Below are 24,774 nucleotides of genomic sequence, written 5' to 3' on the forward strand. Positions count from 1 at the left end.
CCGTGCTCATGCACCCCCCGTTTCCTCGTGCCCGGGCCGTTTCCTCGTACGCGGGCCGTCGTGCTCCTCGGCCGCGCCCGGTGCGGAGACTCCGTCCGGGCACGCATACCCGTACGGCTGGACCGGCATCCCGGTTCAGTGAAGTGGCCGGGCACGTTCCGCCGTACCTGCGCGTCACTCTACGGGTTGTCCGGGAGAGAAAGAGAACCAGTCCACGAGCCCGGGGCATCTGCCCGGAACGTCCCCCTACCCTGCGGTAATCCTGTCTGGCAGGCTTCCGTCATGACTGCGCCTGCCGCTGATCGGGCCCGTTACGACCGGGCCACCGCCCATCTCGACGCCCCGCTGGCGATCGTGGATCTGGACGCCTTCGACGCCAACGCGGACGATCTGGTCCGCCGCGCCGCCGGGAAGCCGGTCCGGGTCGCGAGCAAGTCGGTTCGCTGCCGGGCCCTGCTGGAACGTGTCCTGGCCAGGGACGGATTCCAGGGCATCATGTCGTTCACCCTCGCCGAGTCGCTGTGGCTCGCGCGTTCCGGGTTCGACGACGTCCTGCTGGCCTATCCGTCCGCCGACCGGTCCGGTTTCGCGGAGCTGGCGGCCGATCCCAAGCTCGCGGGCGCCGTCACCGTGATGATCGACGACGTCGCCCACCTCGACCTCATCGACGCGGCCCGCGACGGCGGGCGTGAAGTGGTGCGGGTCTGCCTGGAGTTGGACACCTCGCTGAAGCTGCTGGGCGGCCGGGTCCGGGTGGGGGCGCTGCGTTCGCCGCTGCGCTCGCCCGCCCAACTCGCGGAGCTGGCCCGGGCCGTGGCTCGGCGGCCGGGCTTCAAGCTGGTGGGGATCATGGCGTACGAGGGGCACATCGCCGGGGTCGGGGACTCCGTGGCGGGACGGCCCTTCCGCTCGCGGGCGATCCGGCTGATGCAGGCCGCCGCGAAGCGGGAGCTGGTCGAGCGGCGCGCCGCCGTGGTGCGGGCGGTCCGGGCCGTGGCGCCCGACCTGGAGTTCGTCAACGGCGGTGGCACGGGCAGTGTGCAGCACACCGCCGCCGAGGACGCGGTCACGGAGATCGCGGCGGGGTCCGGTCTGTACGTGCCGCGGCTCTTCGACAACTACACGTCCTTCAGCGGCCGTCCGGCCGCCCTGTTCGCCCAGCCCGTCGTCCGGCGGCCGGGCGTGGGTGTCGTCACCGTGCTCGGCGGCGGCTATCCGGCCTCCGGCGCGGCCGGTCCCGACCGGCTGCCGGTGCCGTACCTGCCGGAGGGGCTCAGCTACGACCCGCAGGAGGGCCCCGGCGAGGTGCAGACGCCCCTGCTGGGCTCGGTCGCCGACGATCTGCTCATCGGCGACAAGGTGTGGTTCCGGCACGCCAAGGCGGGTGAGCTGTGCGAGCGGTTCGACACGCTGCATCTGATCGAGGGGGACGCGGTGACGGCGACCGTGCCCACCTACCGGGGTGAGGGGCAGACCTTCCTCTGAGCGCCGCTCAGTAGACCGTGTCGGCCCGGTCCGGCACCACCGAGCCGTCGGCGCGCCGGAGCGGTCCGAGCGTGCCGTCGGGGTGGGTGCGGGCGGTGGTCGCGCACGGGTACGGCTCGGGCCGGCGCGGCAGCGGGGCGATGAACATGGGGTTCACCAGCCAGTGGCCGTCGGCGTCGTCGTACGCCCGGCACATCAGCTCCGGCTTGTTGCGGTTGATCACGAGGTGGGCGCCGGTGGCGTCCCCGACGAAGGTGACGTCGGTGTCGGCGTCACCGGCCGCGAGCGCGGGCCTCCGTTTCCAGGGCTGTTGTTTCCAGGCCGTGGCGCCCCGGACGCCGTAGACCTCCTGGTTGATCCAGCAACGCTTGCCGTCGATGTACGGGATCACCGCGCCCCGGGTCGCCGGGACACCGCCGCAGCCCTCGTTCCACACGGTGATCCGGCCCCGGCGGTCCAGGACCGGGCGGATGGCGATGGTGTGGGCCGCGTCGACGCCGACCGCCCGGGACCAGACCTCGGTGACGGGTTCCGCGCCCGCGGAGACGACGTACACCTCGAAACCGGCTCGCCGCAGGGTGCGGATCAGGTCGCGCTGCTGGTCGTAGTAGCGGACGTAGGCGGGCACCGTGCGGGTGCCCAGGGTGCGGGTCGCGCCGACCGGGGCGGTCAGGGCCTCGCGGCGGGCGGACCTGGCGTAGGAGGCCAGTTCGGCGGGGGTACGGCCGGCGAAGAGCTGGGGGACCCAGGCGTACTGCGGGACCGTGCGCCGGTGGTTCCAGTGGCCGGCGAAGGCGGGGGCGCCGCTCGTCGTGGTGCCGGACTCGCGGATCCGCACGATCTCGTCCGTGCAGCGGGGGCGGGCCGAGCTGCGCAGGGGTGTGCCCGCGCCGGTGCCGCAGGCGGCCGTGAGGGCACGGTCGGCGGTGTCGGTCAGCCAGGCGCTGGTGTCCTTCCAGCGGGCCGGGCGCAGGAGCCGGTCGTGACGCAGGGCCCAGGAGAGAGCGGCGTCGGTGACGTCGTTCTTGGTGACCGTGTTGTCCCAGTCGAACGTGGCCACCGCGCCCCGGTGACCGGAGCAGGTGCCGTAGGCGTCGATGACCTGCTGGAGCCGGGCGCGGTTGGCGCCGTACCAGGTACTGGTCAGCCGGGGGCAGTTGTGTGCGGCTGCCGGCGATGCGGTGGGCGCGGCCGCCAGGACGGCGGCCGCTGCCAGGGTCCACGCGAGATGCTGTCGCATACGCGCGGACCGTACACCTTTGTCCCTACAGGGGCGTGACGTACGCGCCCGAGATTCCGCCGTCCACCAGGAAGTCGGTGGCGTTGACGAAGGAGGAGTCGTCGCTGGCCAGGAAGGCGACGGCGGCGGCGATCTCCTCGGCCTCGGCGAACCGGCCGAGGGGGATGTGGACGAGGCGGCGGGCGGCCCGCTCCGGGTCCTTGGCGAACAGCTCCTGCAGGAGCGGGGTGTTCACCGGGCCCGGGCAGAGGGCGTTGACCCGGATGCCCTCGCGGGCGAACTGCACGCCCAGTTCCCGGGACATGGCGAGCACGCCGCCCTTGGAGGCCGTGTACGAGATCTGCGAGGTCGCCGCGCCCATCCGGGCCACGAAGGACGCCGTGTTGATGATGGAGCCCCTGCCCTGGCGGCGCATGTACGGGATGGCGGCCTTGCAGCACAGGTAGACGGAGGTGAGGTTGACCTCCTGGACCCGCTTCCAGGCCTCTAGGCCGGTCTCCAGGATGGAGTCGTCGTCGGGCGGGGAGATGCCGGCGTTGTTGAAGGCGACGTCGACGCTGCCGTAGGTGTCGTAGGCGGTCTTGAACAGCGCCTCGACCTGCTCGGGGTCGGTGACGTCGACCTTGACGAAGATCCCGCCGACCTCGTCGGCGGCGGCCTTGCCGCGGGCCTCGTCGACGTCGCCGCAGACCACGTGCGCGCCCTCGGAGGCGAGACGGCGGGCGGCGGCGAGGCCGATGCCGCTGCCGGCTCCGGTGACGACGGCGGTACGGCCGACCAGGCGGCGGCAAACGGTGTTGTCGGTCACAGTGCGGGGCCCTCCGTGCTGATGAATACGTTCTTGGTTTCGGTGAAGGCGGTCAGGGCGTCCGGGCCCAGCTCACGGCCGAGGCCGGACTGCTTGAAGCCGCCGAACGGGGTCCAGTAGCGGACACTGGAGTGGGAGTTGACGGACAGGTTGCCCGCGCGGACGGCCTGGGAGACGCGCAGGGCGCGGCCGACGTCCCGGGTCCAGATGGAGCCGGAGAGGCCGTAGGGGGTGTCGTTGGCGAGGCGGATCGCGTCCTGTTCGTCGGTGAAGGGGAGCAGGACGGCGACGGGGCCGAAGATCTCCTCGCGGGCCGCCGCGCTGCCCGGCCGCTCCCCCGTGAGGACGGTCGGCGGGAACCAGAAGCCGGGTCCGTCGGGGGCGCTGCCGCGCAGGGCCGGGGCGTCCTCGGGGACGTACGACCGTACGCGGTCGAGCTGCTGACGGGAGATCAGCGGGCCCATCTGGGTCTTCTCGTCGGCCGGGTCGCCCACCACGACGCCGGCCAGCGCGTGGGCGAGGAAGTCGCGGGCCTCGTCGTACACCGACTCCTGGACGAGGATGCGGGTGCGGGCGCAGCAGTCCTGGCCGGAGTTGTCCAGGAAGGAGAAGGGGTCGAGGGCGGCCTTGAGGTCGGCGTCGGCGAAGACGACGTTGGGGCTCTTGCCGCCGAGTTCGAGGGTGACCGGCTTGACGAGCTTCGCGCAGCGCTCCATGACCTCACGGCCGGTGCGGGTCGAGCCGGTGAACACGATCTTGGCGACGTCGGGGTGGTCGACCAGGGCGCGGCCCGCGGTGTGGCCGTAGCCGGGGAGCACCTGGAACAGCCCCTCGGGCAGGCCCGCCTCCAGGGCGAGTTCGGCCAGCCGCAGCGCCGTCAGCGGGGTGGTCTCGGCGGGCTTGAGGACGACCGCGTTGCCCGCGGCGAGGGCCGGGAAGGAGCCCCAGGCGGCGATCGGCATGGGGAAGTTCCAGGGGGCGATCACGCCGACGACGCCCAGGGGTTCGTGAAAGGTGACGTCCCAGCCGCCGGGTGCGGGGATCTGCCTGCCGAGGAGGCGTTCGGCGCCGCCGGCCGCGTACAGCAGCAGGTCGCGGGCGTTGCCGGCCTCCCAGCGGGCGTTGCCGAGGGTGTGACCGGCCTCGCGGACCTCCAGCCGGGCCAGTTCGTCGATGTGGGTGTCGACGACGTCGGCGAAGCGGCGCAGCAGGCGGGCGCGGTCGGCGGGCGGGAGGGCGGCCCACTTCTCCTGGGTGCGCGAGGCCCGTACGACGGCGGCGTCCACCTCGGCCGTGTCGGCGGCGGGGACGGTGGCGACGACCTCCTCGGTGGCGGGGTTGAGGACCTTCAGCTCGTGCGGGTCGGACACGTGATGACCTTTCACAGGCGTTCGAATCACAGGCGTTCGAAGGAGCGGCGCAGCTCCCAGTCGGTGACCGCGGCGTCGAAGGCCTCCAGCTCGACGCGTGCCATGTTGCGGTAGTGCGCGACGACCTCGTCGCCGAAGGCGGCCTTGGCGATCGGGCTGTTCTCCCAGAGTTCGGCAGCCTCGCGCAGGGTGGTCGGGACGTGCTCGAAGTCGGCGGTGTAGGCGTTGCCGGGGCAGGGCTCGGGGAGTTCGAGCTTCTGCTCGATGCCGTACAGGCCGGCGGCGACCAGTCCGGCGACGGCGAGGTACGGGTTGACGTCACCGCCCGGGAGGCGGTTCTCGAAGCGCAGGGAGCGGCCGTGGCCGACCACGCGCAGGGCGCAGGTGCGGTTGTCGTGACCCCAGGCGACCGCGGTGGGCGCGAAGGAGCCGGGCTGGAACCGCTTGTAGGAGTTGATGTTGGGGGCGTAGAGGAGGGAGAAGTCGCGCAGGGCGGCGAGCTGTCCGGCGAGGAAGTGCCGCATGACGTCGGACATCCCGCCGTCCCGCGCCATCGCGTTGTCGCCGTCGGCGTCCGCGAGCGAGAGGTGGATGTGGCAGGAGTTGCCCTCGCGCTCGTTGTATTTGGCCATGAAGGTGATCGAGACGCCCTCCTGGGCGGCGATCTCCTTGGCGCCGGTCTTGTACAGGGCGTGCTGGTCGCAGGTGCGCAGGGCCTCGTCGTAGCGGAAGGCGATCTCGTGCTGGCCGGGGTTGCACTCGCCCTTGGCGGACTCGACGGTGAGGCCGGCGGCGGCCATGTCGTTGCGCAGGCGGCGCAGCAGGGGCTCGATGCGGCCGGTGCCGAGGATCGAGTAGTCGATGTTGTACTGGTTGGCCGGGGTCAGGTCGCGGTAGTTCGCGTCCCAGGCCTGCTCGTAGCTGTCCTTGAAGACGATGAACTCCAGCTCGGTGCCGACCTGGGCGGTGTAGCCGAGTTCGGCGAGCCGGTCGAGCTGCCGGCGCAGGATCTGGCGCGGGGCGGCGACGACCGGGGCGCCGTCGTTCCAGGCGAGGTCGGCGACGAGCAGGGCGGTGCCGGGGTGCCAGGGGATGCGGCGCAGGGTGGCGAGGTCGGGGTGCATGGCGAAGTCGCCGTAGCCTCGGTCCCAGGAGGACATCGCGTAGCCGTCGACGGTGTTCATCTCGGTGTCGACGGCGAGGAGGTAGTTGCACCCCTCGGTGCCGTGCTGCAGGACCTCGTCGAGGAAGAATCGGGCGGCGAACCGCTTGCCCTGGAGACGCCCTTGCATGTCGGGGAACGCCAGGACGACAGTGTCGATCTCACCACCGGCGACGAGGGCGTGCAGCTCCTCGACGCTCAGTGGGGGTGTGCGGTCTGCCACGGGAGAGCCTCCTTAGGCTGCTTCGCGTTTTACGGCGGGGCCGGGAGCCATAAGGTATTGCGGAGAACCATTGCTTGGGAAGGGGGTACGGCCGGATGTCGCAGGAGACGGACGCGCAGGGCGTGCCTGCGCAGGGAGTCGACGACCGGCTCGCCCCGGTGCTGCGGCCGGTGCGGGCGGGCAACGGCTTCGAGGAGGCGCTGGAGCAGATCCTGCAGGTCGTACGGCTCGGCCTGGTGGCGGGCGGCGAGCGGCTGCCCGCCGAGCGGGAGCTGGCGGAGCGGCTCGGGATCAGCCGGGTGACCCTGCGCGAGGTGCTGAAGGTGCTGCATGACCAGGGACTGGTGGAGGCGCGGCGCGGGCGGTACGGCGGAACGTTCGTGCTGCCGCGCGCGGACGCGGGCGGCGAGGACGAGCTGCGGCGGCGGATCGCCGAGGTCGACATCGAAGATGTACTCCGGTTCCGCGAGGTCCTTGAGGTGGGAGCGGCAGGGCTGTGCGCGGCGCACGGGCTGACCGCCGAGCAGGCCGACCGGCTGCGGGAGGCGCTGGACCGGACCCATGAGGCACCGCTCGCGGACTACCGGCGGCTGGACACCCTGCTGCACCTGACGTTGGCCGAGTTGTGCGGTTCGCCGTCGCTGACCGCGCAGTACGCGGCGGTCCGGGCGACCGTCAACGACCTGCTGGACTGCATCCCGCTGCTGGTGCGCAACCTGGAGCACTCGCAGCGGCAGCACATCGCGCTGGTGGAGGCGGTACTGGACGGGGACGCGGACGGGGCGCGGGAGATGATGCGGGAGCACTGCGCGGGCACGGCGGCGCTGCTGCGGGGCTTCCTGGCGTGAGCCCGCTCTGCAAAGGTATGCACGTGAACCTTTGAATTCCTGGGAGGGCGGCATGACCGTACGACCGCTGATCGGTGTGAGCACGTACCTGGAGGCCGGTGCGCGCTGGGGCGTGTGGGAGCTGGACGCCGCGCTGCTGCCGGCCGGATATCCGAGGCTGGTGCAGCGGGCCGGGGGGCTCGCCGCGATGCTCCCGCCGGACGCGCCCGAGCGGGCCGCGGAGGCGGTGGAGCGGCTGGACGGGCTGGTGATCGCGGGCGGGCCGGACGTCGATCCGTCGCGGTACGGGGCCGAGCGGTCGCCGCGCACGGGGCCGCCCGCGCCGGAGCGGGACGCGTGGGAACTCGCGCTGATCGAGGCGGCGCTGGCGGCGCGGGTGCCGGTGCTGGGGATCTGCCGGGGGATGCAGCTGCTGAACGTGGCGCTCGGCGGAACGCTGGTGCAGCACATGGACGGGCACGCGGAGGTGGTCGGCGCGTTCGGGGGGCATGCCGTGAAGCCCGTGCCGGGCACGCTGTACGCGGGGATCGTGCCCGAGGAGACGACGGTGCCTACGTATCACCATCAGGCGGTGGAACGGCTCGGTACGGGGCTGGCGCCCTCGGCCTACGCGGCGGACGGGACCGTGGAGGCGATCGAACTGCCGTCGGGCGAGGGATGGGTGCTCGGGGTGCAGTGGCATCCGGAGATGGGCGAGGACCTGCGGGTGATGCGGGCTCTGGTGCTGGCCGCGTCCTGAGGTCACCCCCTCGTCAGCGACAGCAGCTCCCGCGCCGGCCCCGTGGGCCGATGCCCCGTCGGCCACACCGCGCGCAGATCCCGGCGCAACGACACCCCCTCGACCGGGATGCTCACCAGCCGTCGCATCGCCAGCTCCTCCCCCACGGCCAGTTCGCTGAGCACCGAGGGGCCCGCGCCACTGACCGCCGAGGCCTTCACGGCCGTGGTGGAGGAGAGTTCCATCAGCGGGCGGGCCAGGCCACCGAGGGCCGTGTCCAGGACCTGGCGGGTGCCGGAGCCGCGTTCGCGCAGGATCAGGGGCGTGGCGGCCAGCTCCTCGGGGGTGAGCGGGCGCCGGCGGCGGGCCCAGGGGTGGCCGGGGGCCGTGACGACGATCAGGCGGTCGCGGGCGATCACCGTGGAGTCCAGGCCCGCCGGGAGCGTGAGGCCCTCCACGAAGCCCAGGTCCGCCTCGTCGGCCAGCAGGAGTTCCGCGACCTTCGCCGAGTTGCCCGCGAGCAGCGAGACCGCGGTGTCGGGGCGCTCGGCGTGCAGGGCGAGGAGCCAGCCCGGGAGCAGGTACTCGGCGATGGTCATGCTCGCCGCCACCCGCAGCCGCGAGTCCCGCCGGTCCCGCAGCGCCCGCGCACCCGCGTCGAAGGCGGCCGCCGCCTCCACCACCCGGCGGGCCCAGTCCGTCACCAGGGCACCCGCGTCCGTGAGCCGGGAGCCGCGCGGGGAGCGGTCGACCAGGGCGACGCCCAGTTGCCGTTCCATGGAGCGGATGCGGCTGCTGGCGGCCGGCTGCGTGATGCCGACCTCCCGCGCCGCCGCCCCGAGACTGCCCAGGCGGGCCACGGCCAGCAGCAGCTCCAGCGCGCCGAGGTCCGGCACCCGGTGCGCCAGTGAGCCGGCGGGCCTGCCGTCGTCCGTCGCGTACTCCTCGCTCATAAGGCCAGTTTATGCCCTCATAGACATGAACTCCCTGGTCAGCGCCGTCAGGGGGCGGGACGGTGGGGTCATGGTCACCGCAGCCCATTCCCTGCCCGCCGCTCGCGTCCGGCACCTCGGTCCCAACTGGTACGCCTCCGTCATGGGGACCTCCGTCGTCGGCACGGCCGGTGCCGCACTGCCCCTGCACCTTCCTGGGCTGCGCGAGGTGTGCACGGCCGTCTGGGCTCTGGCCCTGCTCATGCTGCTGACCCTGCTGACCGCCCGCGCCCGGCACTGGGCCCACCACCGCGACCAGGCCCGCGCCCACCTCCTCGACCCGGCCATGGTCCCCTTCTACGGCTGCCTGTCCATGGCCCTGCTTGCGGTGGGCGGCGGTGCCCTGACGGTCGGCCGGGACTGGATCGGCACCGGTCCGGCCGTCGCGCTCGACACGGTCCTGTTCGGCGTCGGTACGGCGGTCGGGCTCGCGGCCGCCGTGGCCGTGCCGTACCTGATGGCCGTGCACCACCGCGTCCAGGCCGCCCAGGCCACCCCGGTCTGGCTGCTGCCGCTCGTCGCGCCGATGGTCTCCGCCGCGCTCGGCCCGCTGCTGGTGCCGCATCTGCCGCCGGGGCAGCCCCGGGAGACGCTGCTGCTGGCGTGCTTCGCGCTGTTCGGGCTGAGCCTGCTGGCGACGCTGCTGATGCTGCCGCTCGTCTTCGCCCGGCTGATCACCTCGGGCCCGCTGCCGCTCGCCCTCACCCCGACCCTGTTCCTGGTCCTCGGTCCGCTCGGGCAGTCCACCACCGCCGTCGGCCTGATCGCGGACGCGGCTCCCCGGGTCGTACCGGCCCCGTACGACCGGGGTTTCGCCGTGTTCGCGCTGCTCTACGGCGTACCTGTCATGGGGTTCGCGCTGCTGTGGCTGGCGCTCGCGGCCGTGCACGTGGTGCGGGCCCGGCGTCAGGGCATGGGCTTCGCCATGACCTGGTGGGCGTTCACCTTCCCCGTGGGCACCTGTGTCACCGGTGCCGCCGCCCTGGCCCGGCACACCGGGCTCGCCGCGTACGAGGCCCTCGCCGTCGGCCTGTACGGCATCCTGGTCGCCGCATGGCTCGCGGCCGCGTCGGGGACCGTGCGGGGGCTGCTCAGCGGTGAGCTGCTCGCAGGGCCTCGGCCAGCACCCGTGGCGCCTCTGCCAGCGACGGTCCGTACCAGGTCAGATGCCGTCCGCTGACCAGGGCGCAGGGCAGGCCCGGGAAGGCCTCGGGGCCGTCGTCGGCGGTGAAGCGGTACGGCTCGTCCGGCAGCACCACGACGTCCGGGGCCGCCGCCCGCAGTTCGTCCAGGGGTACGCGGGGATAGCGGTCGGGGTGCGTGGCGTACAGGTGGTGCACGCCGAGACGGGCCAGCACGTCACCCGCGAAGGTGTCCCGGCCCAGGACCATCCAGGGGCGGCGCCAGATCGGCACGACCGCCGTCGTACGGCTGCCGGGCTCGGGAAGCCCCGTCCAGGCGGCCTCCGCCTCGTCCAGCCAGGGCGGCCGGGCCGCCGCGCCGCACGCGGTCAGCACCCGCTCCAGCTCCCGGAAGGCCTGCGGCACGGTCCGCACCTCGGTGACCAGCACCTCGAGGCCCGCCGCGCGCAGCGCGTCCAGGTCGGGGGCGCGGTTCTCCTCCTCGTTGGCGATCACCAGGTCGGGGGCGAGGCCGAGGATCCGCTCCGTGTCCGGGTTCTTCGTGCCGCCGATCCGGCCGATGTCGAGGTCCGCGGGACGGCTGCACCAGTCGGTGGCCCCGACGAGGACTCCGGGCAGCGTCACGGCGACGGCCTCGGTGAGCGACGGGACCAGGGAGACGACGCGCACTAACGGGGCCGGTCCTGCACGGCCTCGATGTGTTCGGCGACCGCGACCACGATGACCCGCGTGTCGGGGACGGTCGCCCGCCAGCGATGCCTGACTCCGCCGGTGAGGTAAAGGGTGTCCCCTCGCCCGAGGCGATACGCGCGGCCCTCGGCCTCGATCTCGACCGCGCCGTCGGCGACGTACATCAGCTCGTCGTTGCGGTGCTGGAACTCGCGGCCGGCGTCGTGGTCGCCGGTGAACTCGGAGGCGTGCAGCTGGTGGTGGCCGCGCACCAGGGAGCGGGTGCGCGGGTCGAAGTCGGCCTCGTCGCAGGGCTCGGCGCGGACGACGTCCACGCTGCAGGCCGGGTCGGCGGCGGCGAGGAGTTCCACGGCCGTGGTGCGCAGGGCGTCGGCCAGCTTCTCCAGGGACGTGCGGCTCGGGCGGGCCCGGTCGTTCTCGACCTGGCTGAGGAAGGGCACCGAGAGGCCACTGCGCTCGGCCACGACGGCGAGGGTGAGTTCCAGCGCACGGCGACGCCGCCGGACGGCCGCGCCCACCCGCACGGGCGCTTGCTCTTTGTGGTCGCCCATCGCTCCGGCTCCCTCCTTCACTCGTCGTGCCGCCGACAGGGTGTCCACCGCCGGACACACCCCTGAAGAGTTGTCTGCACCCTACGCATGTTCGGCAAACCGTTTCATGCGGCTGTCACATCCCCGACATGCCGGTGGGCCCGCACCCCCATGGTTCGCGCCAGTGCGGCCGCTCGCCGTGCGGGACGGGTCTCCCCTGGTTCAAGGCCGGAGCGGGCCTCTGTGTTCCCACCGGGGCAGGGCCCATGGCGCTCCGTGGTTGGCCGGATCCTTCCCGTAGCGGAATCCCGCGGAGGACGACGCCCGGATACGCCACGAGGGGTGAGCGGCGCCCGCCCGCAGGCGTACGGCGCCGCCCACCCCTCGCTCGGGTGGCGGTCCGGGAGGTCAGGTCACCCGGCCGCCCCGCTCCCGGCACCCTTGCGGGTCACCGGCGCCCACCGGTCGACCAGGTCCGGGTGCTGCCTGAGCCAGCTGCGCACGGCGTCCTGTTCCCCGCCCTTGCCGGACTTCTGGATCTGGGCCTCGAGGCCGGTGAGCTGCTCCTCGGTCATCGAGAAGTTCTTCAACCAGGTGCCGACCTCGGGGTTGTCGGCGGCGAAGCCCTTGCGGGCCAGGGTGTGCACGCCGTCGCCCGCGCCCCAGGCGCCCTTCGGGTCCTTCAGCTTCTTCAGGTCGTAGTCGCTGTACGCCCAGTGCGGGGACCACAGGGTGACGACGACCGGCTGCTTCTTGGCGTAGGCGCGCTTCAGCTCGGCGAGCATGGCGGGCGTGGAACCGTCGACGACGTCGTACGTGCCCTCGAGGCCGTACTCCTTGAGGACCTTGGTCTTGAGCAGGCCCATCATGCCCGCGCTGGGCTCGATGCCGACGATCTTCCCGCCGAACTCGGAGGCGTGGTCCCTCAGGTCCGCCAGGGAGTTCACGTCCTTGACATAGGACGGGACGGTCAGCTCCAGGGAGGTGGGTCCGTACCACTTGCCGAGGTCGTCCAGCTCGCCGCCGTACTTCTTCCAGTACTCGGCGTGCGTGGTGGGCAGCCAGGAGTCGGTCTGGAAGTCGACCTGGCCGGTGGCGAGGCCGGTGTAGAGGGGGGCGGCGGCGTACTGGGTGGTCGTCACCTTGAAGCCGCGCTCCTCCAGCAGCTCCTTCCAGAGGTAGGTGGAGGCGATGCCCTCGTCCCACGGGATGTAGCCGATCCTGATCTCCCTACCCTTGCCGACGTTCGTGGCGGAGGCCTCCGAGGTGCCGGAGGAGGAGCCGAAGATCCCCATGCCTGCGGCGACGAGCGCGAGGACGACCACGCCGACGACGGCGACCTGCGGGCGCGGGCTGTACGACCACATGGTCGTCCGGTCCTTCGCGGCGGCCCTGCGGCCCTGCGGGGAGAGCTGGGTGCCGAGGGCGCCGGTCATGCGGTCCAGGTAGATGGCGAGGACGACGATGCCGACGCCCGCCTCGAAACCGAAGCCGATGTCGAGCTGCCCGATGGCCTCGTTGACGGCGCCGCCCAGGCCGCCCGTGCCGACCATGCCGGCGATGACGACCATGGACAGGCCCAGCATGATCACCTGGTTGACGCCGGCCATGATGGTCGGCAGGGCGAGCGGCAGCTGGACGCGCAGCAGGGTGTCGCGCGGGGGTGTGCCGAACGCCTCGGCGGCCTCGACCAGTTCGGCGTCGACCTGGCGGATGCCCAGCTCGGTCATGCGGACACCGGGGGCGAGCGCGAAGATCAGGGTGGCGATGACACCGGCGGCGGTGCCCAGGCCGAAGAAGAGGATGGCCGGGATCAGCAGGACCATCGAGGGCATCGTCTGCAGCAGGTCCAGGACGGGCCGTACGGCCGCGCTGACCGCGCGGGAGCGGGCGGCCCAGATGCCCAGCGGGATCGAGATCACCAGGGCGATGACCGTGGCGACCAGGACCAGCGCCAGGGTGGACATGGCCCGGTCCCACAGGTCGAGCGAGTCGACGAGGGCGAACCCGGCGAAGGCGAGGACGCCCGCGGCCAGTCCGCGCAGCCACCAGGCGGCGACCGCGAGGATGCCCGCCAGAAGCAGGGGTGCGGGCGCGGTGAGGACCGCGTCGATGCCGTCGTACATGCCCTCCACGACCGCGCGGACCGCGTCGAACAGCCAGGAGAGGTGGGCGACCAGCCAGTCGACGCCCGAGTCGACCCAGTCGCCGAGGTGCAGCCTAGGCACGGGCGATCACCTTCTTCCCGCTGCTGCCGCACGCCGTGGGCTCGGCCGGTTCGTCGCCGAGGAGGCCGACGAGACGCTGCCTGGATACGACGCCGACGAGCGCGCGCTCCGCGTCGAGGACGGCGACCGGGTGGGTCAGGCGGGCGCTGATCGCGCACAGCTCCGCGAACGGCGTGCCCGGGGCGGCCGTCTCGCAGTCGCAGTCGGCCTCGTCGCCGCGGACGTCGGTGTCCATGACGGCGGCGGCGGTCAGCACGCGGGAACGGTCGACGTCCTGGATGAAGGAGGCGACGTAGTCGTTCGCGGGGCGCAGCAGGATGTCCTCGGCGGTGCCGGTCTGCACGATGCGGCCGTCACGCATGACGGCGATGCGGTCGCCCAGGCGCATGGCCTCGTTGAGGTCGTGGGTGATGAAGACGATGGTCTTCTTCAGGGTCTTCTGCAGCTCCAGGAGCTGGTCCTGCATGTCGCGGCGGATCAGCGGGTCCAGGGCGCTGAAGGACTCGTCCATGAGGAGCAGGTCGGCGTCGGTGGCGAGGGCGCGGGCCAGGCCCACACGCTGCTGCATGCCGCCGGACAGCTCGTCGGGCCAGGAGTCCTCCCAGCCGGCCAGGCCGCACAGGGCGAGCGCCTCGTCGGCGCGGCGCTCGCGCTCGGCGCGGGGCACGCCCTGCACGCTCAGGCCGTAGGCGGCGTTGTCGCGGACGCTGCGGTGCGGGAAGAGCGCGAAGTGCTGGAAGACCATGCTGATCTTCTTCGAGCGCAGCTCGCGCAGGGCGCGGTCGCTGAGCGCGGTCAGGTCCTGGCCGTCGAAGCGGACATGGCCGGCGGTCGGCTCCAGCAGGCCGTTGAGCATGCGCAGCAGGGTGGACTTGCCGGAGCCGGACAGGCCCATGACGACGAAGATCTCGCCGGCCTCGACCTCGAAGGAGGCGTCGATGACGGCGGCGGTGGTGCCGTCGGCGCGCAGCTCCTCCCGGTCGGCGCCCTGGCGCAGCCGTTCCACTGCCTGGTCCGGTCGTCTGCCGAACACCTTGAACAGGTGTTCCGCCTCAAGCCTGGATGACACGCGTACCTCTCGTCACGGTGGACACAACAGAGGCCGCGCCTCCCCAGGACCGCTTTGGTCAAACTTTTAAGTGACCCAGCTCACAGGGGTGGATCCGTGGCGGCAGGTGACCGTCAGTGCCGTACGGCATGATGCGACCGTGACCGGACGACTCATGCTTCTCGACACCGCCTCGCTGTACTTCCGCGCCTACTTCGGCGTGCCGGACTCCGTGCGGGCGCCCGACGGCACACCGGTGAACGCCGTGCGGGGACTGCTGGACTTCATCGACCGGCTGGTCCAGGACCACCGGCCGGCGAAGCTGGTGGCCTGCATGGACGCCGACTGGCGGCCGCAGTGGCGGGTGGACCTGATCCCCACCTACAAGGCGCACCGGGTCGCCGAGGAGCACGAGGGCGCGCCGGACGCGGAGGAGGTGCCGGACACGCTCACGCCGCAGGTGCCGGTCATCGAGGCCGTGCTGGACGCGGTCGGCATCGCCCGGGTCGGGGTCGCGGACTACGAGGCCGACGACGTGATCGGCACGTTCACCGCACGCGCCGACGGACCGGTGGACATCGTCACCGGCGACCGCGACCTGTATCAGCTCGTCGACGACGAGCGCGGCATCCGCGTGCTGTACCCGCTGAAGGGCGTCGGCACGCTGCAGCTGACCGACGAGGCCGCGCTGCGCGAGAAGTACGGGGTCGACGGGCGGGGGTACGCGGATCTGGCACTGCTGCGCGGCGACCCGAGCGACGGCCTGCCGGGCGTGCCCGGGATCGGCGAGAAGACGGCCGCCAAGCTGCTCGCCGAGTTCGGCGACCTGGCCGGGATCATGGCGGCGGTCGACGACCCGAAGGCGAAGCTCACCCCGTCGCAGCGCAAGCGGCTGACCGAGGCCCGGCCGTATGTCGCCGTCGCGCCGAAGGTGGTGCGGGTGGCCGACGACGTCCCGCTGCCGGACGTCGACACCGCGCTGCCGCACACCCCGCGGGATCCGGCCGGACTGGAGGCGCTGGCGGCGCGCTGGGGGCTGGGTGGCTCCCTGCAGCGGCTGCTGACGACACTGGGAGAGTGAGTCCGACCGGAATATTCCGGCAAAACGCGTTCATCGAGGCCTCGTGGAAGCCGTGTTGACCAGAGAGAGATGCTAACTTAGGTAAACCTAACCAATGCAGCAGGAGGCCGTGATGGCAGAGCGTCCGGGACGAAAGCCGCGCAAGCCCCGCACCGCCCAGGTGGTGCGCACCGAGCGGCTCACCCCGCACATGCAGCGTGTGGTGCTCGGCGGCGAGGGCCTCGCCGATTTCGCCGCGGACACCTGCACCGACCACTATGTGAAGCTGCTGTTCGGCCCTCCCGGCGTGACCTACCCGGAGCCCTTCGACCTGGAGCGGATCCGCGAGGAATTCCCCCGTGAGCAGTGGCCGGTGACGCGGACGTACACCGTGCGCGCCTGGGATCCCGAGCACCGCGAACTGACCCTGGACTTCGTGATCCACGGCGACGAGGGTCTGGCCGGGCCGTGGGCCACCCGCGTGCAGCCGGGCGAGAGCGTGCGCTTCATGGGCCCCGGAGGTGCGTACGCGCCCGACCCGAGCGCCGACTGGCATCTGCTCGCCGGCGACGAGAGCGCGCTGCCCGCGATCGCCCGCGCCCTGGAGACTTTGCCCTCCGACGCCCGGACGCACGCCTTCGTGGAGGTGTCCGGCCCCGAGGAGGAGCAGAAGATCGACTCCCGGGTGGAGGTCGTCTGGGTGCACCGCGGGGACCGGCCGGTGGGCGAGGCCCTGGTGGAGGCCGTGCGTGCGCTGGAGTTCCCCGAGGGCCGGATGCACGCGTTCGTGCACGGCGAGGCGAGCTTCGTGAAGGAGCTGCGCCGGCTGCTCCGGGTCGAGCTGCAGATCCCGCGCGAGGACCTGTCGATCTCCGGCTACTGGCGCCTCGGTCACAACGAGGACGGCTGGCAGGCCTCCAAGCGGGACTGGAACGCCCGCATCGAGGCCGAGCAGGAGAGCGGCGGCGCGGCGGCGGCCTGAACCCTTCGAGAGCGGCGGCACCCCGACGGGGTGCCGCCGCTCTCGCATGCTCGCACCGACGGCCTCGCGCCGGTGCGTGAGGACTTGGGCCCGTCCCGGACACGCCCGTGTGACGCGGAGGAAACAGCGCATCCCTAATTTCTGTCGCTCGACAGGAACTCACTCCCCGCGCCCCTAGGCAGGTGCCGCCGTGACGACGACCGACGACCGTTCCCTGGAGGAGTTCGGCTACCGCCAAGAGCTGCATCGCAGCCTGGGCCGGTACGCCTCCTTCGCTGCCGGGTTCTCCTTCATCTCCGTCCTGACGACCGTCTTCCAGTTCTTCGCCTTCGGCTACTCCTTCGGCGGGCCGCTCTTCTTCTGGGCCTGGCCGGCCGTGCTGATCGGCCAGCTGCTGGTCGCCGCCTGCTTCGCGGAACTGGCCGCGTGCTACCCCATCTCCGGGGCGATCTACCAGTGGTCCTCGCGCCTGGCGACCCCCGCCTTCGGCTGGTTCGCCGGCTGGATCATGGTGATCGGGCAGATCGTGGTGGTCGCGGCGGCCGCGCTGGCCCTGCAGATGGTGCTGCCGGCGCTCTGGTCCGGCTTCCAGCTGATCGGCACCGACTCCTCGCCCGTCTCCGCCGACGGCGCCGCCAACGCGGCGGTGCTCGGCGTGGCCCTGCTGACACTGACCACACTGGTCAACCTCGCGGACAACCGCGTGATGTCCATGGTCAACCGGGTCGGCGTGACCGCCGAGATCATCGGCGCCCTGCTGATCGTGGTCCTCCTGCTGACCCACTCGCGGCGCTCCCCCGGCATCACCTTCCACACCACGGGCGGTGCCGGGACCGGCCTGTCCGGGGCGCTGCTGATCGGCTCCTTCACGGCGGCGTACGTGATGATCGGCTTCGACAGCGCGGGCGAGATGAGCGAGGAGACCCACCATCCACGCCGCACGGCACCGCGCACCATCCTCACCGCCCTCGGTGCGGCCGGCCTGCTCGGTGGCCTCGTCGTCCTCGGCGGCATCCTCGCCGCGCCCAGCCTCACCGACGGGAAACTGGCTGTGGACGGGCTGAGTTACGTCCTCACCAGCAGCCTCGGCGACGGGGTGGGCCGGGTGCTGCTGGCCGATGTGGTGGTGGCGATCGCCGTGGCCACGCTCGCGATCCAGACAGCGGCCTGCCGCATGCTGTTCTCCATGGCCCGCGACGGACAGCTGCCCTTCGCCCGCCGTCTGGCCAGGGTCGATCCCCGCACCGGCATGCCCGGCGCCCCCGCCCTGGTGGTCGGCGTCCTGGCCGCCGTCCTGCTGCTGCTCAACTTCGCCTCACCGGAGGCGTTCCTGGCCATCGGCACGACCTGCATCGTGATGCTGTACCTGGCCTACGCGATGGTGACGGGCCCGCTGCTGCTCAGCCGCCTGCGCGGACGGTTCTCCTCGACCGGCACGGACGAGACGGGCGCCCCTCTCTTCTCCCTCGGCCGCTGGGGGATCCCGGTCAACGCCCTGGCCCTCCTCTACGGCCTCGCGATGACGGTCAACCTGGCCTGGCCGCGCGCGGCGGTGTACGACCCGGCGGGCGGGCACTGGTACTTCCAGTGGTTCACGGTGCTGTTCCTCGGCGGGACAGTCGCGGCGGGGGCGGCCTACCGGAGGTACCGCGCGCGTACGGCGATGGTGGAGCCGGAGGCGGCGGAGGCGGTCGCGGTGTAGCACCTACGCTGGGCGGTGATGAGACGCAGAACCCGTATCCCGGCCCCTCCCCTGCCCCAGCGTGACGGGGTGGACCCGGTGCGGGTTCGGCTGCCCATGGACGGGTCGTGGGCCAGCGTGGGCGAGTATCTGGTGGAGCGGCTGTCCGGGGCCGGGCCCGGGGTGGTTCGGGCGATGCTGGACGCGGGGCAGGTCGTCGGGGCCGACGGGCGGGCGGTGGCGCCGGACGCGCCGTACGAGCCGGGGATGTTCGTGTGGTTCCACCGGGAGCTGCCCGCCGAGGTACCGGTGCCGTTCCCGGTGGAGGTGGTCCACCAGGACGCGCACATCGTCGTGGCCGACAAGCCGCACTTCCTCGCGACGACCCCGCGCGGCACGCATGTCACCCAGACCGTGCTGGCCCGGCTGCGGACCGAGCTGGGCATCCCGACCCTGTCCGCCGCGCACCGGCTGGACCGGCTCACCGCCGGCCTCGTGCTGTTCACGGTGCGGCCCGTGGAGCGCGGCGCCTATCAGACGCTGTTCGCGGACCGATCGGTCCGCAAGGAGTACGAGGCGATCGCACCGTACGACCCCTCGCTCGCCCTGCCCCGGACCGTGCGCAGCCGGATCCTGAAGGAGCGCGGCATCCCGGCCGCGCGGGAGGTCGAGGGCGAGCCGAACGCCGTGACGCGAGTGGAGCTGGCCGAGCACCGGGCCGCGCTGGGCCGGTACCGGCTCGTCCCGGAGACGGGGCAGACCCACCAGCTGCGGGTGCACCTGAGCGCGCTGGGCATCCCCATCCTCGGCGACCCGCTGTACCCCGAGGTGACCGCCCCCGTACCGCCCGGTGACTTCCGGCGTCCGCTGCAACTGCTGGCACGGAGGCTGGAGTTCACCGATCCGGTGACGGGGGCGGAGCACTCGTTCGTCAGCGGGCGGACGCTGGAGGCCTGGCGCTCGCCCGAGCGGTGGGCCGGCCGGGAGGCCTGACCGAGCTCCCCGCGCTCACTCCCCCCGCCACCAGCGCAGCATCCGCTGCCACACGTTCCGACGGCGAGGCTGCACCGGTACCGCGGGGGCCGGCTCGGGGGCGGGGCTCGGGATCGCCGGGGTGGGCTCCGGCGTGGGGGCCGGTTCCGGGCGCACGGAGCCGACCTGCCAGGTGGCGCGCTGGGTCGGGATGTGCGACGCGCTGGGCGGGAGGCCGGCGTCCTGCTGGGGCTTCGGTTCGAAGCGCACCGGCAGGGCCACCAGGTGCCGGGAGGCGATGGACGACCGCCAGCGCAGGTCCTCCTCGGCGCAGTCCAGCTGGATGTCCGAGAGCCGCGTCAGCAGGGCGTCCACGCCGACGTCGGCGATGGCACGGCCGATGTCCTGGCCCGGGCACTCGTGGGGGCCACCGCCGAAGGCGAGATGGGACCGGTTGCCCTGCATGTTGGCGGACAGGTCGGGCCGCACCCGCGGGTCCACGTTGCCCGGGGCGGGCGCGAAGAGCAGCCCGTCGCCCTTGCGGATGCGCTGGCCGCCCAGCTCGGTGTCCTGCTTGGCGAAGTACCCGAGGACGGTGCTGAAGGGCGGCTCGTCCCACAGGGACTGCTCGATCGCCTCCGGCACGGTCATCTGACCGCCGTTGAGCTGCGCGCGGAAACCCGGCTCGGTGAGGACCATGCGCAGCGCGTTGGCGAGCAGGTTGGCGGTGGCCTCGTAGGCCGCGAAGAAGACGAGGCGCAGGTGTTCGCGGACCTCGTCGTCGGTCAGCCCCGCGGGGTGCATGATGAGGTGACTGGTGAAGTCGTCGTCGGGCCGGGCGCGGCGACGGGTGGTGAGCCGGCTCAGCGCTTCCATGACGTAGCCATGGCTCTGGATGGCGGTCTCGGTGCCCTTGAGCGCGTCGCGGGCGGCCTGCACCATCCGGTCGTTGTACTCCTCGGGCATGCCGAGGAGCTCGCACATGACGGCCATCGGCAGGTGCTCGGCGAACTGGGCGACCAGGTCGGCCCGGCCGCGTTCGCAGAAGTCGTTGACCAGCTCCTGGGTGTAGCGGCCGATGTGGCGGCGCATGCTGCGGTGGTCGATGGTCGACATGGCGCCGGTGACCGCCGCACGCAGCCGCTGGTGCTCGTCGCCCTCGGCGAACGCGCAGATGGGCTGCCAGGCGATGTGCGGCATGAGCGGGTGGTCCGGCTTGACCATGCCCTCCTGCAGCGGGGTCCAGATCCGGCTGTCGCGGGCGTACTGGGAGGGGCTGCGGACCATGTGCAGGTTCTCGGAGTGCCCGAGGACCACCCACACCGGTACGTCCTCGTGGAGCAGCACGGGCGCGACGGTGCCGTGCTCCTCCCGCAGCCGCTCGTAGAGGTCGCCCAGGTCCGCCGCGTCGGGGCCGTAGAGCCGGTGCAGTCCTCCGGGACCGAGGCCGTGCGCCGGGCAGCCGGGCGGCGGGCCGGCGGTGGCGTCGGTGGCATCGGTGCCGGTGAGGGATTGGGGTTCAGGCGTCACAGTGTCGCTCCGGAGCGGAAGGTGTGGGGGTCGGTCGGATGCCGGTCAGGTGAGGACGCCGGACATGGCGAGCGAGTGCAGGAAACGCATCAGGGTCATCAGCACGTCCTTGCTGGAGGCCCGGCGGCGCACGTCGCAGTCGATGATCGGGATCTCCGGGGCCAGGTCCAGCGCGGTGCGCAGTTCCTCGATCGGGTAACGAGGCGCGTCGGGGAAGGAGTTGACCGCGACGACGAACGGAACGCCGCGTTCCTCCAGGCGTCCCATGACGTCGAAGCTGACTTCCAGGCGGCGGGTGTCGACCAGGACGACTGCGCCGAGCGCGCCTTCGAACAGGCCGTTCCACAGGAACCAGAAGCGCTCCTGGCCGGGGGTGCCGAAGAGGTAGAGCACCAGCTTGTCGGTGATGCTGATGCGGCCGAAGTCCATGGCCACGGTGGTGGCGGTCTTGGACTCGGAGCCGTAGTTGTCGTCGACCCCGATACCGGCCTGGGTCATGGTCTCCTCGGTGGTCAGCGGCCTGATCTCGCTGACCGAACCGACCATGGTGGTCTTGCCGACACCGAAGCCGCCCACGATCACGATCTTCACCGCGGCCTGGGCCGTCTGCGGGAGGTGATCCTCGGTGCGTGGGCCGGGGATGGTGTCAGAGCCGTTGAAGTCCATGCATCACCGCTTCGAGGAGAGACCGGTCCGGGAGCGCCTTGCGGGCGATCGGGGCGCGCGCCTGCACCAGTTCGTTCGTGATCAGCTCGGTGATCAGGACGGTCATCGCGCTGAACGGCAGGTTGAGGTAGGCCGAGAGCTCGGCCACGGACAGAGGGGCGGTACAGAGCTGGATCACGGCCGCCTCCTCCGGTGAGGCCGACGGTGGTGGCGCGGATCGCGCCACGATTAAGGTGACCAGGTCGAGTTCGGCCCGGCGGCCGTCGGCGGTGTCGGCGATGGCGTACAGCCGTTCGGGGTTCCCGGGCTTCTCCTCGCCGTCCGCCGGTGCGGGGGGCAGCGGCGGTGGAGGCGGCAGTTGCTGCGGCAGGCGCCGTTTGCGTTGCGGAGGAGTCATACGGTCTGCCCGTTCCGCCGGGGCGGACTGGTGAGATGGGCTCCGATCCGGACGACGAGGTCGCGCATCATGCCGGCCATCCGGCCCGGCTCGCAGGTCACGTCGGCGAGCACGGCCAGGTAGGCGTTGGCGCCGGCGTCCATGAGGTAGAAGTAGCCGCCCTCGATCTCGATGACGACGAGCTTCATGTCGCCGGCTCCGTCGATCTCCTGAATGATGGCACCGGCGAGGCTCTGAACGCCCGCGCAGGCGGCGGCCACCCGGTCGGCCGCGTCGGGGTCGCCGCCGTAGCGGGCGATGCGCAGTCCGTCGGCGGAGAGGACCACGATCATCTGGACGCCCGGTACGCCGTCGTTGAGCTGCTTGAGCATCCAGTCGAAGTTGCCTCGTTGCTGGATCACTTGAGGTTCCCCTCGTCGTCGGTGGCGCCCTCGATGGCGGTGTCCGAATCGTTGAGCAGGTGCAGGTACTTGGTGGGGTTCCGCGTGAAGTCGGTCAGTTCGGGCGCGGTGGCGTCCTCGGGCATGCCCTTGCGCAGACCGTTCCAGAAGTCGTCGACCCACATGCCCGGCGGCCGGTCCCGGAGCTTTTGGATCTCGGGGTCGATCTCGGGCTCGGGCTCGGGTTCGGGCTTGTGCTGGGACCAGATGGTCGGCCTGCCCTCGCGCTCGGCGCGCTCGATGGCGGCCTGTTCGGCGTACCGCTGGCTGAGCGGGGTCTTCACCCGGCTGCGGCGCTGCGGCAGACCGCCCGCCGTCCACTCGGTGACCTCGGGGACGTCGTCCTCCATCGAGATCCCGGCGGGGATGCGGGGGCTGGTGGGGCGGCGCTTCTTGGGCCTGCGCTTCGGGCCCTCCACCGCGCCGAGTTCGGGCTTGGGCACGCCGGTGGCACCGATACCGTGGGCGGCGCCGACACCGGGTTCGGTGGTGGTCATGACGCGCGGTACGACGAGGATCGCGCGGACGCCGCCGTAGGCGGAGGCGCGCAGCGAGACCTGCATGTCGAAGGCCTTGCACAGCCGGCCGACGACGGCGAGGCCGAGGCGCGGGTTGGAGCCCAGGTTCTCCGCGTCGTCGCCCGCCATGGCGTCGTGGATCGCCTTCTCGATGCGGGCGCGGCCCTCCTCGCTGAGGCTGACGCCGGCGTCCTCGATCTCGATGACGAGGCCGGACTGCACCTCGGCGGCGGTGACGTGCACCTTGGTCGACGGCGGCGAGTAGCGGGTGGCGTTGTCGAGGAGTTCGGCGGCCGCGTGGAGGAGCGGCTCGACGGACGTGCCCTTGATGTTGATGTTGACGATGGAGTTCAGCTCGATGCGCCGGTACTCCAGGATCCGGGACATGGCACCGCGCAGCACGCTGTAGAGCGAGACGGGCAGCGGCCACTGACGGCCGGGGCGGCCGCCGCCGAGCACGGAGATGGTGTCGGCGAGGCGGCCGATCAGCGCGGTGCCGTGGTCGATGCGCAGCAGGTCGTCGAAGACCTCGGGGTTGCGGCCGTGGTCCTCCTCCATCTCCCGCAGTTCGTTGGCCTGCTGGTGGACGATGGCCTGGATGCGGCGGGCGATGCTGACGTAGGAGCGCTCGGTGGCGTCGCGCATCGAGATCTCGAAGTCGGCGCCCTTCAGCGCCGTGCGCAGCAGGGTGCGCTGCGACTCGGGCATGTGGCGAAGTTCGGGGTCGTTGTCGACGACCTTGCGCATCACCTCTCTGAGCGGTTCTCCGTGGCGCAACCGGAGAAGCGCGGTGGGCAGGACGTCGCCGCCGAGGCGGACGATCTCCGCGTCGTGGGCGGCGAGGCGGCGCTCCAGATACGCGGTGTGACGGGCGTGCTCGGCCTGCGCCTCACGGAGTTTGCGTCCGCGGCGGGCGGCTTCGGCGGCCGTGGCCAGGACCAGCAGCAGGGCCACGGCCCCGCACCCGCCGACGGCGATCCGGGCCGAGGCCGGAGCCAGGGCGACCGCCGCCGCGGTCGCCGCGGTCATCGCTACGGCCGGCAGCAACAGCACGCGCGCATAAGGACGTTCACGGCCGCCTGGAGGCTTTTGAACACTCACCATGGATGCCTTCTGAGACGAGTCGGCTGGGTGTCAGGGGAGCTTGCGGGGGGAAGAGTCATGGAACCGAAGGGATCATCGGGAAGTTTGGGAACAGGCGCACGAATTCATCGCAACTCGGTGCGCCGCGGGCGAGCTTAGTCCGACCGGATCATCGCTGTGTCATATTCGGCAAGCACCTGAAATCGCCCACACAACAGGAGTACGCTCGTCCCCATTTGCACGCTGGGCGATCATTCGAACACGACACGTGACGGCGTTCGGGCGTACGAAAACTACTCACCGTGATGAGTGAAAAGCCGGCTCAGACCCCGGCGATCCGCAGCGCCGCATCGGCGGTGGCGTGGGCGAACTCCTCGACAGAGCGCTCCGGTTCGGAACGGTGCACCAGGATGACGCCCTCGATCAGACCGAAGACCAGATCCGTGCGCAGATCCAGCTCGCTCTTGGCGAGCGCTCCGCCCGCGGCGGTGGCGGCCAGCAACTGCCGGTAGGCGTCCTTGAGTTCGGCCCTCACGGCATGGAAGCCGGCGAACCGCTCGGTGCGCACCTCGGGCAGCAGATAGAGCCCGCCGAGGTTGTGCGGCCCGCCGCACAACAGCTCCACGTCGGTGCGGCACAGCTGCCACAGCCGGTCCCCGGCCGGGGCCGAGTCGTCCGCGAGCAGCTCACGGGCCCGGGCCAGCGAGGGTGTGACGGTGGACTCCAGCAGCTCGGCGAGCAACTCCTCCTTGCCGGAGACGTAGTGGTACATGGACGCCTGCCGCATGCCCGCGCGCTCGGCGACGGCCCGGGTGGTGGTGGCCGCGTATCCGCGGGTGGTGAACAGCTCGGCGGCCGCGGCGAGCAGTTCGGCACGCGGCTCGAGGCCGCTGTCCGGCCGCTGCGCGGCCCGCGGCCGGCCGACCCGGCGACTGCTGTCCGTTCCCATGCGTTCGATCCT

General features: G+C 72.0%; 23 protein-coding genes. 8 read left to right on the top strand and 15 right to left on the bottom strand.

What is annotated here, in order from left to right:
* The first annotated feature begins 282 nt into the window (after nt 1-282).
* Entirely contained in the window at nt 283-1,485 is a 1,203-nt protein-coding gene (locus tag ACIF83_RS32620; protein ID WP_399732312.1) for an amino acid deaminase/aldolase, read from the top strand.
* Nucleotides 1,486-1,492: 7 nt separating this feature from the next.
* Here ACIF83_RS32620 and ACIF83_RS32625 read toward each other — a convergent pair whose 3' ends face one another.
* The 4 genes from ACIF83_RS32625 to ACIF83_RS32640 are packed head-to-tail and all read right to left on the bottom strand — an operon-like array spanning nt 1,493 to nt 6,288.
* Entirely contained in the window at nt 1,493-2,725 is a 1,233-nt protein-coding gene (locus tag ACIF83_RS32625; protein ID WP_399732315.1) for a haloacid dehalogenase-like hydrolase, read from the bottom strand.
* Between the two features lie 25 nt (nt 2,726-2,750).
* Nucleotides 2,751-3,533 (bottom strand): 3-oxoacyl-ACP reductase, encoded by a 783-nt coding sequence (locus ACIF83_RS32630; RefSeq protein ID WP_399732318.1) that lies wholly within the window; start codon nt 3,531-3,533, stop codon nt 2,751-2,753.
* On the bottom strand, nt 3,530-4,903 hold the full coding sequence (locus tag ACIF83_RS32635) for an aldehyde dehydrogenase family protein (protein WP_399732321.1): 1,374 nt from the start codon (nt 4,901-4,903) through the stop codon (nt 3,530-3,532). Before ACIF83_RS32635 ends, ACIF83_RS32630 begins: the two co-directional genes overlap by 4 nt.
* A gap of 26 nt (nt 4,904-4,929) precedes the next feature.
* Nucleotides 4,930-6,288 (bottom strand): glutamine synthetase family protein, encoded by a 1,359-nt coding sequence (locus ACIF83_RS32640; RefSeq protein WP_393476045.1) that lies wholly within the window; start codon nt 6,286-6,288, stop codon nt 4,930-4,932.
* A gap of 95 nt (nt 6,289-6,383) precedes the next feature.
* On the opposite strand from ACIF83_RS32640, the gene ACIF83_RS32645 reads away from it, so the two are divergent.
* Nucleotides 6,384-7,136 carry a FadR/GntR family transcriptional regulator gene (locus ACIF83_RS32645; RefSeq protein ID WP_393476048.1) on the top strand — a complete coding sequence of 251 codons (753 nt, stop codon included), beginning with the start codon at nt 6,384-6,386 and terminating at the stop codon, nt 7,134-7,136.
* Between the two features lie 52 nt (nt 7,137-7,188).
* The gene (locus ACIF83_RS32650) at nt 7,189-7,875 is read left to right on the top strand and encodes a gamma-glutamyl-gamma-aminobutyrate hydrolase family protein (protein ID WP_398139550.1); all 687 of its coding nucleotides are present in this window, start codon (nt 7,189-7,191) and stop codon (nt 7,873-7,875) included.
* A gap of 2 nt (nt 7,876-7,877) precedes the next feature.
* On the opposite strand, the gene ACIF83_RS32655 is transcribed toward ACIF83_RS32650, so the two are convergent.
* Nucleotides 7,878-8,807 (bottom strand): LysR family transcriptional regulator, encoded by a 930-nt coding sequence (locus ACIF83_RS32655; protein WP_398139551.1) that lies wholly within the window; start codon nt 8,805-8,807, stop codon nt 7,878-7,880.
* A gap of 70 nt (nt 8,808-8,877) precedes the next feature.
* Here ACIF83_RS32655 and ACIF83_RS32660 point away from each other — a divergent pair, with 70 nt between their 5' ends.
* The gene (locus ACIF83_RS32660; RefSeq protein ID WP_398139583.1) at nt 8,878-10,026 is read left to right on the top strand and encodes a TDT family transporter; all 1,149 of its coding nucleotides are present in this window, start codon (nt 8,878-8,880) and stop codon (nt 10,024-10,026) included.
* Here the strand turns inward: ACIF83_RS32660 and ACIF83_RS32665 are convergent.
* From ACIF83_RS32665 to ACIF83_RS32680, 4 genes are all read right to left on the bottom strand, one after another.
* Nucleotides 9,938-10,657 (bottom strand): helical backbone metal receptor, encoded by a 720-nt coding sequence (locus tag ACIF83_RS32665; RefSeq protein WP_399732326.1) that lies wholly within the window; start codon nt 10,655-10,657, stop codon nt 9,938-9,940. The genes ACIF83_RS32660 and ACIF83_RS32665 overlap by 89 nt on opposite strands.
* Nucleotides 10,657-11,229, bottom strand: a complete 573-nt coding sequence (locus ACIF83_RS32670; RefSeq protein ID WP_393476060.1) for a helix-turn-helix domain-containing protein — start codon at nt 11,227-11,229, stop codon at nt 10,657-10,659. Before ACIF83_RS32670 ends, ACIF83_RS32665 begins: the two co-directional genes overlap by 1 nt.
* Nucleotides 11,230-11,621: 392 nt before the next feature.
* The gene (locus ACIF83_RS32675; protein WP_399732329.1) at nt 11,622-13,436 is read right to left on the bottom strand and encodes an ABC transporter permease/substrate binding protein; all 1,815 of its coding nucleotides are present in this window, start codon (nt 13,434-13,436) and stop codon (nt 11,622-11,624) included.
* Nucleotides 13,429-14,505 (bottom strand): glycine betaine/L-proline ABC transporter ATP-binding protein, encoded by a 1,077-nt coding sequence (locus ACIF83_RS32680; RefSeq protein WP_399732332.1) that lies wholly within the window; start codon nt 14,503-14,505, stop codon nt 13,429-13,431. Before ACIF83_RS32680 ends, ACIF83_RS32675 begins: the two co-directional genes overlap by 8 nt.
* A 139-nt stretch (nt 14,506-14,644) precedes the next feature.
* Here ACIF83_RS32680 and ACIF83_RS32685 point away from each other — a divergent pair, with 139 nt between their 5' ends.
* The 4 genes from ACIF83_RS32685 (at nt 14,645) to ACIF83_RS32700 (ending at nt 19,200) form a co-directional block, all read left to right on the top strand.
* Nucleotides 14,645-15,565, top strand: a complete 921-nt coding sequence (locus ACIF83_RS32685) for a 5'-3' exonuclease H3TH domain-containing protein (protein WP_399732335.1) — start codon at nt 14,645-14,647, stop codon at nt 15,563-15,565.
* A 112-nt stretch (nt 15,566-15,677) separates the two neighbouring features.
* Entirely contained in the window at nt 15,678-16,526 is an 849-nt protein-coding gene (locus ACIF83_RS32690; RefSeq protein ID WP_399732338.1) for a siderophore-interacting protein, read from the top strand.
* A gap of 190 nt (nt 16,527-16,716) precedes the next feature.
* Complete coding sequence (locus ACIF83_RS32695) at nt 16,717-18,228, top strand: amino acid permease (RefSeq protein WP_399732341.1); 1,512 nt, start codon at nt 16,717-16,719, stop codon at nt 18,226-18,228.
* An 18-nt stretch (nt 18,229-18,246) separates the two neighbouring features.
* Nucleotides 18,247-19,200: a pseudouridine synthase gene (locus ACIF83_RS32700; RefSeq protein ID WP_399732344.1), complete on the top strand. Its 954-nt coding sequence runs from the start codon at nt 18,247-18,249 to the stop codon at nt 19,198-19,200.
* 15 nt (nt 19,201-19,215) lie between these two features.
* Here the strand turns inward: ACIF83_RS32700 and ACIF83_RS32705 are convergent, their stop codons facing one another.
* The 6 genes from ACIF83_RS32705 to ACIF83_RS32730 all read right to left on the bottom strand — a co-directional run bounded on the left by ACIF83_RS32705 (nt 19,216) and on the right by ACIF83_RS32730 (nt 24,762).
* Nucleotides 19,216-20,709, bottom strand: a complete 1,494-nt coding sequence (locus ACIF83_RS32705; RefSeq protein WP_399732347.1) for a cytochrome P450 — start codon at nt 20,707-20,709, stop codon at nt 19,216-19,218.
* 45 nt (nt 20,710-20,754) lie between these two features.
* Nucleotides 20,755-21,375: a GTP-binding protein gene (locus ACIF83_RS32710; protein WP_399732350.1), complete on the bottom strand. Its 621-nt coding sequence runs from the start codon at nt 21,373-21,375 to the stop codon at nt 20,755-20,757.
* The gene (locus tag ACIF83_RS32715; RefSeq protein WP_393476087.1) at nt 21,356-21,772 is read right to left on the bottom strand and encodes a DUF742 domain-containing protein; all 417 of its coding nucleotides are present in this window, start codon (nt 21,770-21,772) and stop codon (nt 21,356-21,358) included. Before ACIF83_RS32715 ends, ACIF83_RS32710 begins: the two co-directional genes overlap by 20 nt.
* Nucleotides 21,769-22,173: a roadblock/LC7 domain-containing protein gene (locus ACIF83_RS32720; protein WP_393476090.1), complete on the bottom strand. Its 405-nt coding sequence runs from the start codon at nt 22,171-22,173 to the stop codon at nt 21,769-21,771. Before ACIF83_RS32720 ends, ACIF83_RS32715 begins: the two co-directional genes overlap by 4 nt.
* Nucleotides 22,170-23,834, bottom strand: coding sequence for a sensor histidine kinase (locus tag ACIF83_RS32725; protein ID WP_398139558.1), 1,665 nt, complete (start codon nt 23,832-23,834; stop codon nt 22,170-22,172). The genes ACIF83_RS32720 and ACIF83_RS32725 overlap by 4 nt, the downstream gene beginning before the upstream one ends.
* Before the next feature lie 301 nt (nt 23,835-24,135).
* A complete protein-coding gene (locus ACIF83_RS32730) occupies nt 24,136-24,762 on the bottom strand; it encodes a TetR/AcrR family transcriptional regulator (protein WP_399732354.1) in 627 nt (208 codons plus the stop codon).
* Nucleotides 24,763-24,774: the final 12 nt, after the last annotated feature.

Source organism: Streptomyces sp. NPDC085866 (assembly GCF_044541035.1).
Lineage (GTDB): Bacteria > Actinomycetota > Actinomycetes > Streptomycetales > Streptomycetaceae > Streptomyces.

What these genes read in the sequence shown, in the direction of transcription:
- ACIF83_RS32650 (WP_398139550.1), top strand. Translation starts at nt 7,189, where the DNA reads ATGACCGTACGACCGCTGATCGGTGTGAGCACGTACCTGGAGGCCGGT.
- ACIF83_RS32670 (WP_393476060.1), bottom strand. Translation starts at nt 11,229, where the DNA reads ATGGGCGACCACAAAGAGCAAGCGCCCGTGCGGGTGGGCGCGGCCGTC.
- ACIF83_RS32655 (WP_398139551.1), bottom strand. Translation starts at nt 8,807, where the DNA reads ATGAGCGAGGAGTACGCGACGGACGACGGCAGGCCCGCCGGCTCACTG.
- ACIF83_RS32625 (WP_399732315.1), bottom strand. Translation starts at nt 2,725, where the DNA reads ATGCGACAGCATCTCGCGTGGACCCTGGCAGCGGCCGCCGTCCTGGCG.
- ACIF83_RS32660 (WP_398139583.1), top strand. Translation starts at nt 8,878, where the DNA reads ATGGTCACCGCAGCCCATTCCCTGCCCGCCGCTCGCGTCCGGCACCTC.
- ACIF83_RS32645 (WP_393476048.1), top strand. Translation starts at nt 6,384, where the DNA reads ATGTCGCAGGAGACGGACGCGCAGGGCGTGCCTGCGCAGGGAGTCGAC.
- ACIF83_RS32710 (WP_399732350.1), bottom strand. Translation starts at nt 21,375, where the DNA reads ATGGACTTCAACGGCTCTGACACCATCCCCGGCCCACGCACCGAGGAT.
- ACIF83_RS32700 (WP_399732344.1), top strand. Translation starts at nt 18,247, where the DNA reads ATGAGACGCAGAACCCGTATCCCGGCCCCTCCCCTGCCCCAGCGTGAC.
- ACIF83_RS32715 (WP_393476087.1), bottom strand. Translation starts at nt 21,772, where the DNA reads ATGACTCCTCCGCAACGCAAACGGCGCCTGCCGCAGCAACTGCCGCCT.
- ACIF83_RS32725 (WP_398139558.1), bottom strand. Translation starts at nt 23,834, where the DNA reads ATGGTGAGTGTTCAAAAGCCTCCAGGCGGCCGTGAACGTCCTTATGCG.
- ACIF83_RS32730 (WP_399732354.1), bottom strand. Translation starts at nt 24,762, where the DNA reads ATGGGAACGGACAGCAGTCGCCGGGTCGGCCGGCCGCGGGCCGCGCAG.
- ACIF83_RS32690 (WP_399732338.1), top strand. Translation starts at nt 15,678, where the DNA reads ATGGCAGAGCGTCCGGGACGAAAGCCGCGCAAGCCCCGCACCGCCCAG.
- ACIF83_RS32620 (WP_399732312.1), top strand. Translation starts at nt 283, where the DNA reads ATGACTGCGCCTGCCGCTGATCGGGCCCGTTACGACCGGGCCACCGCC.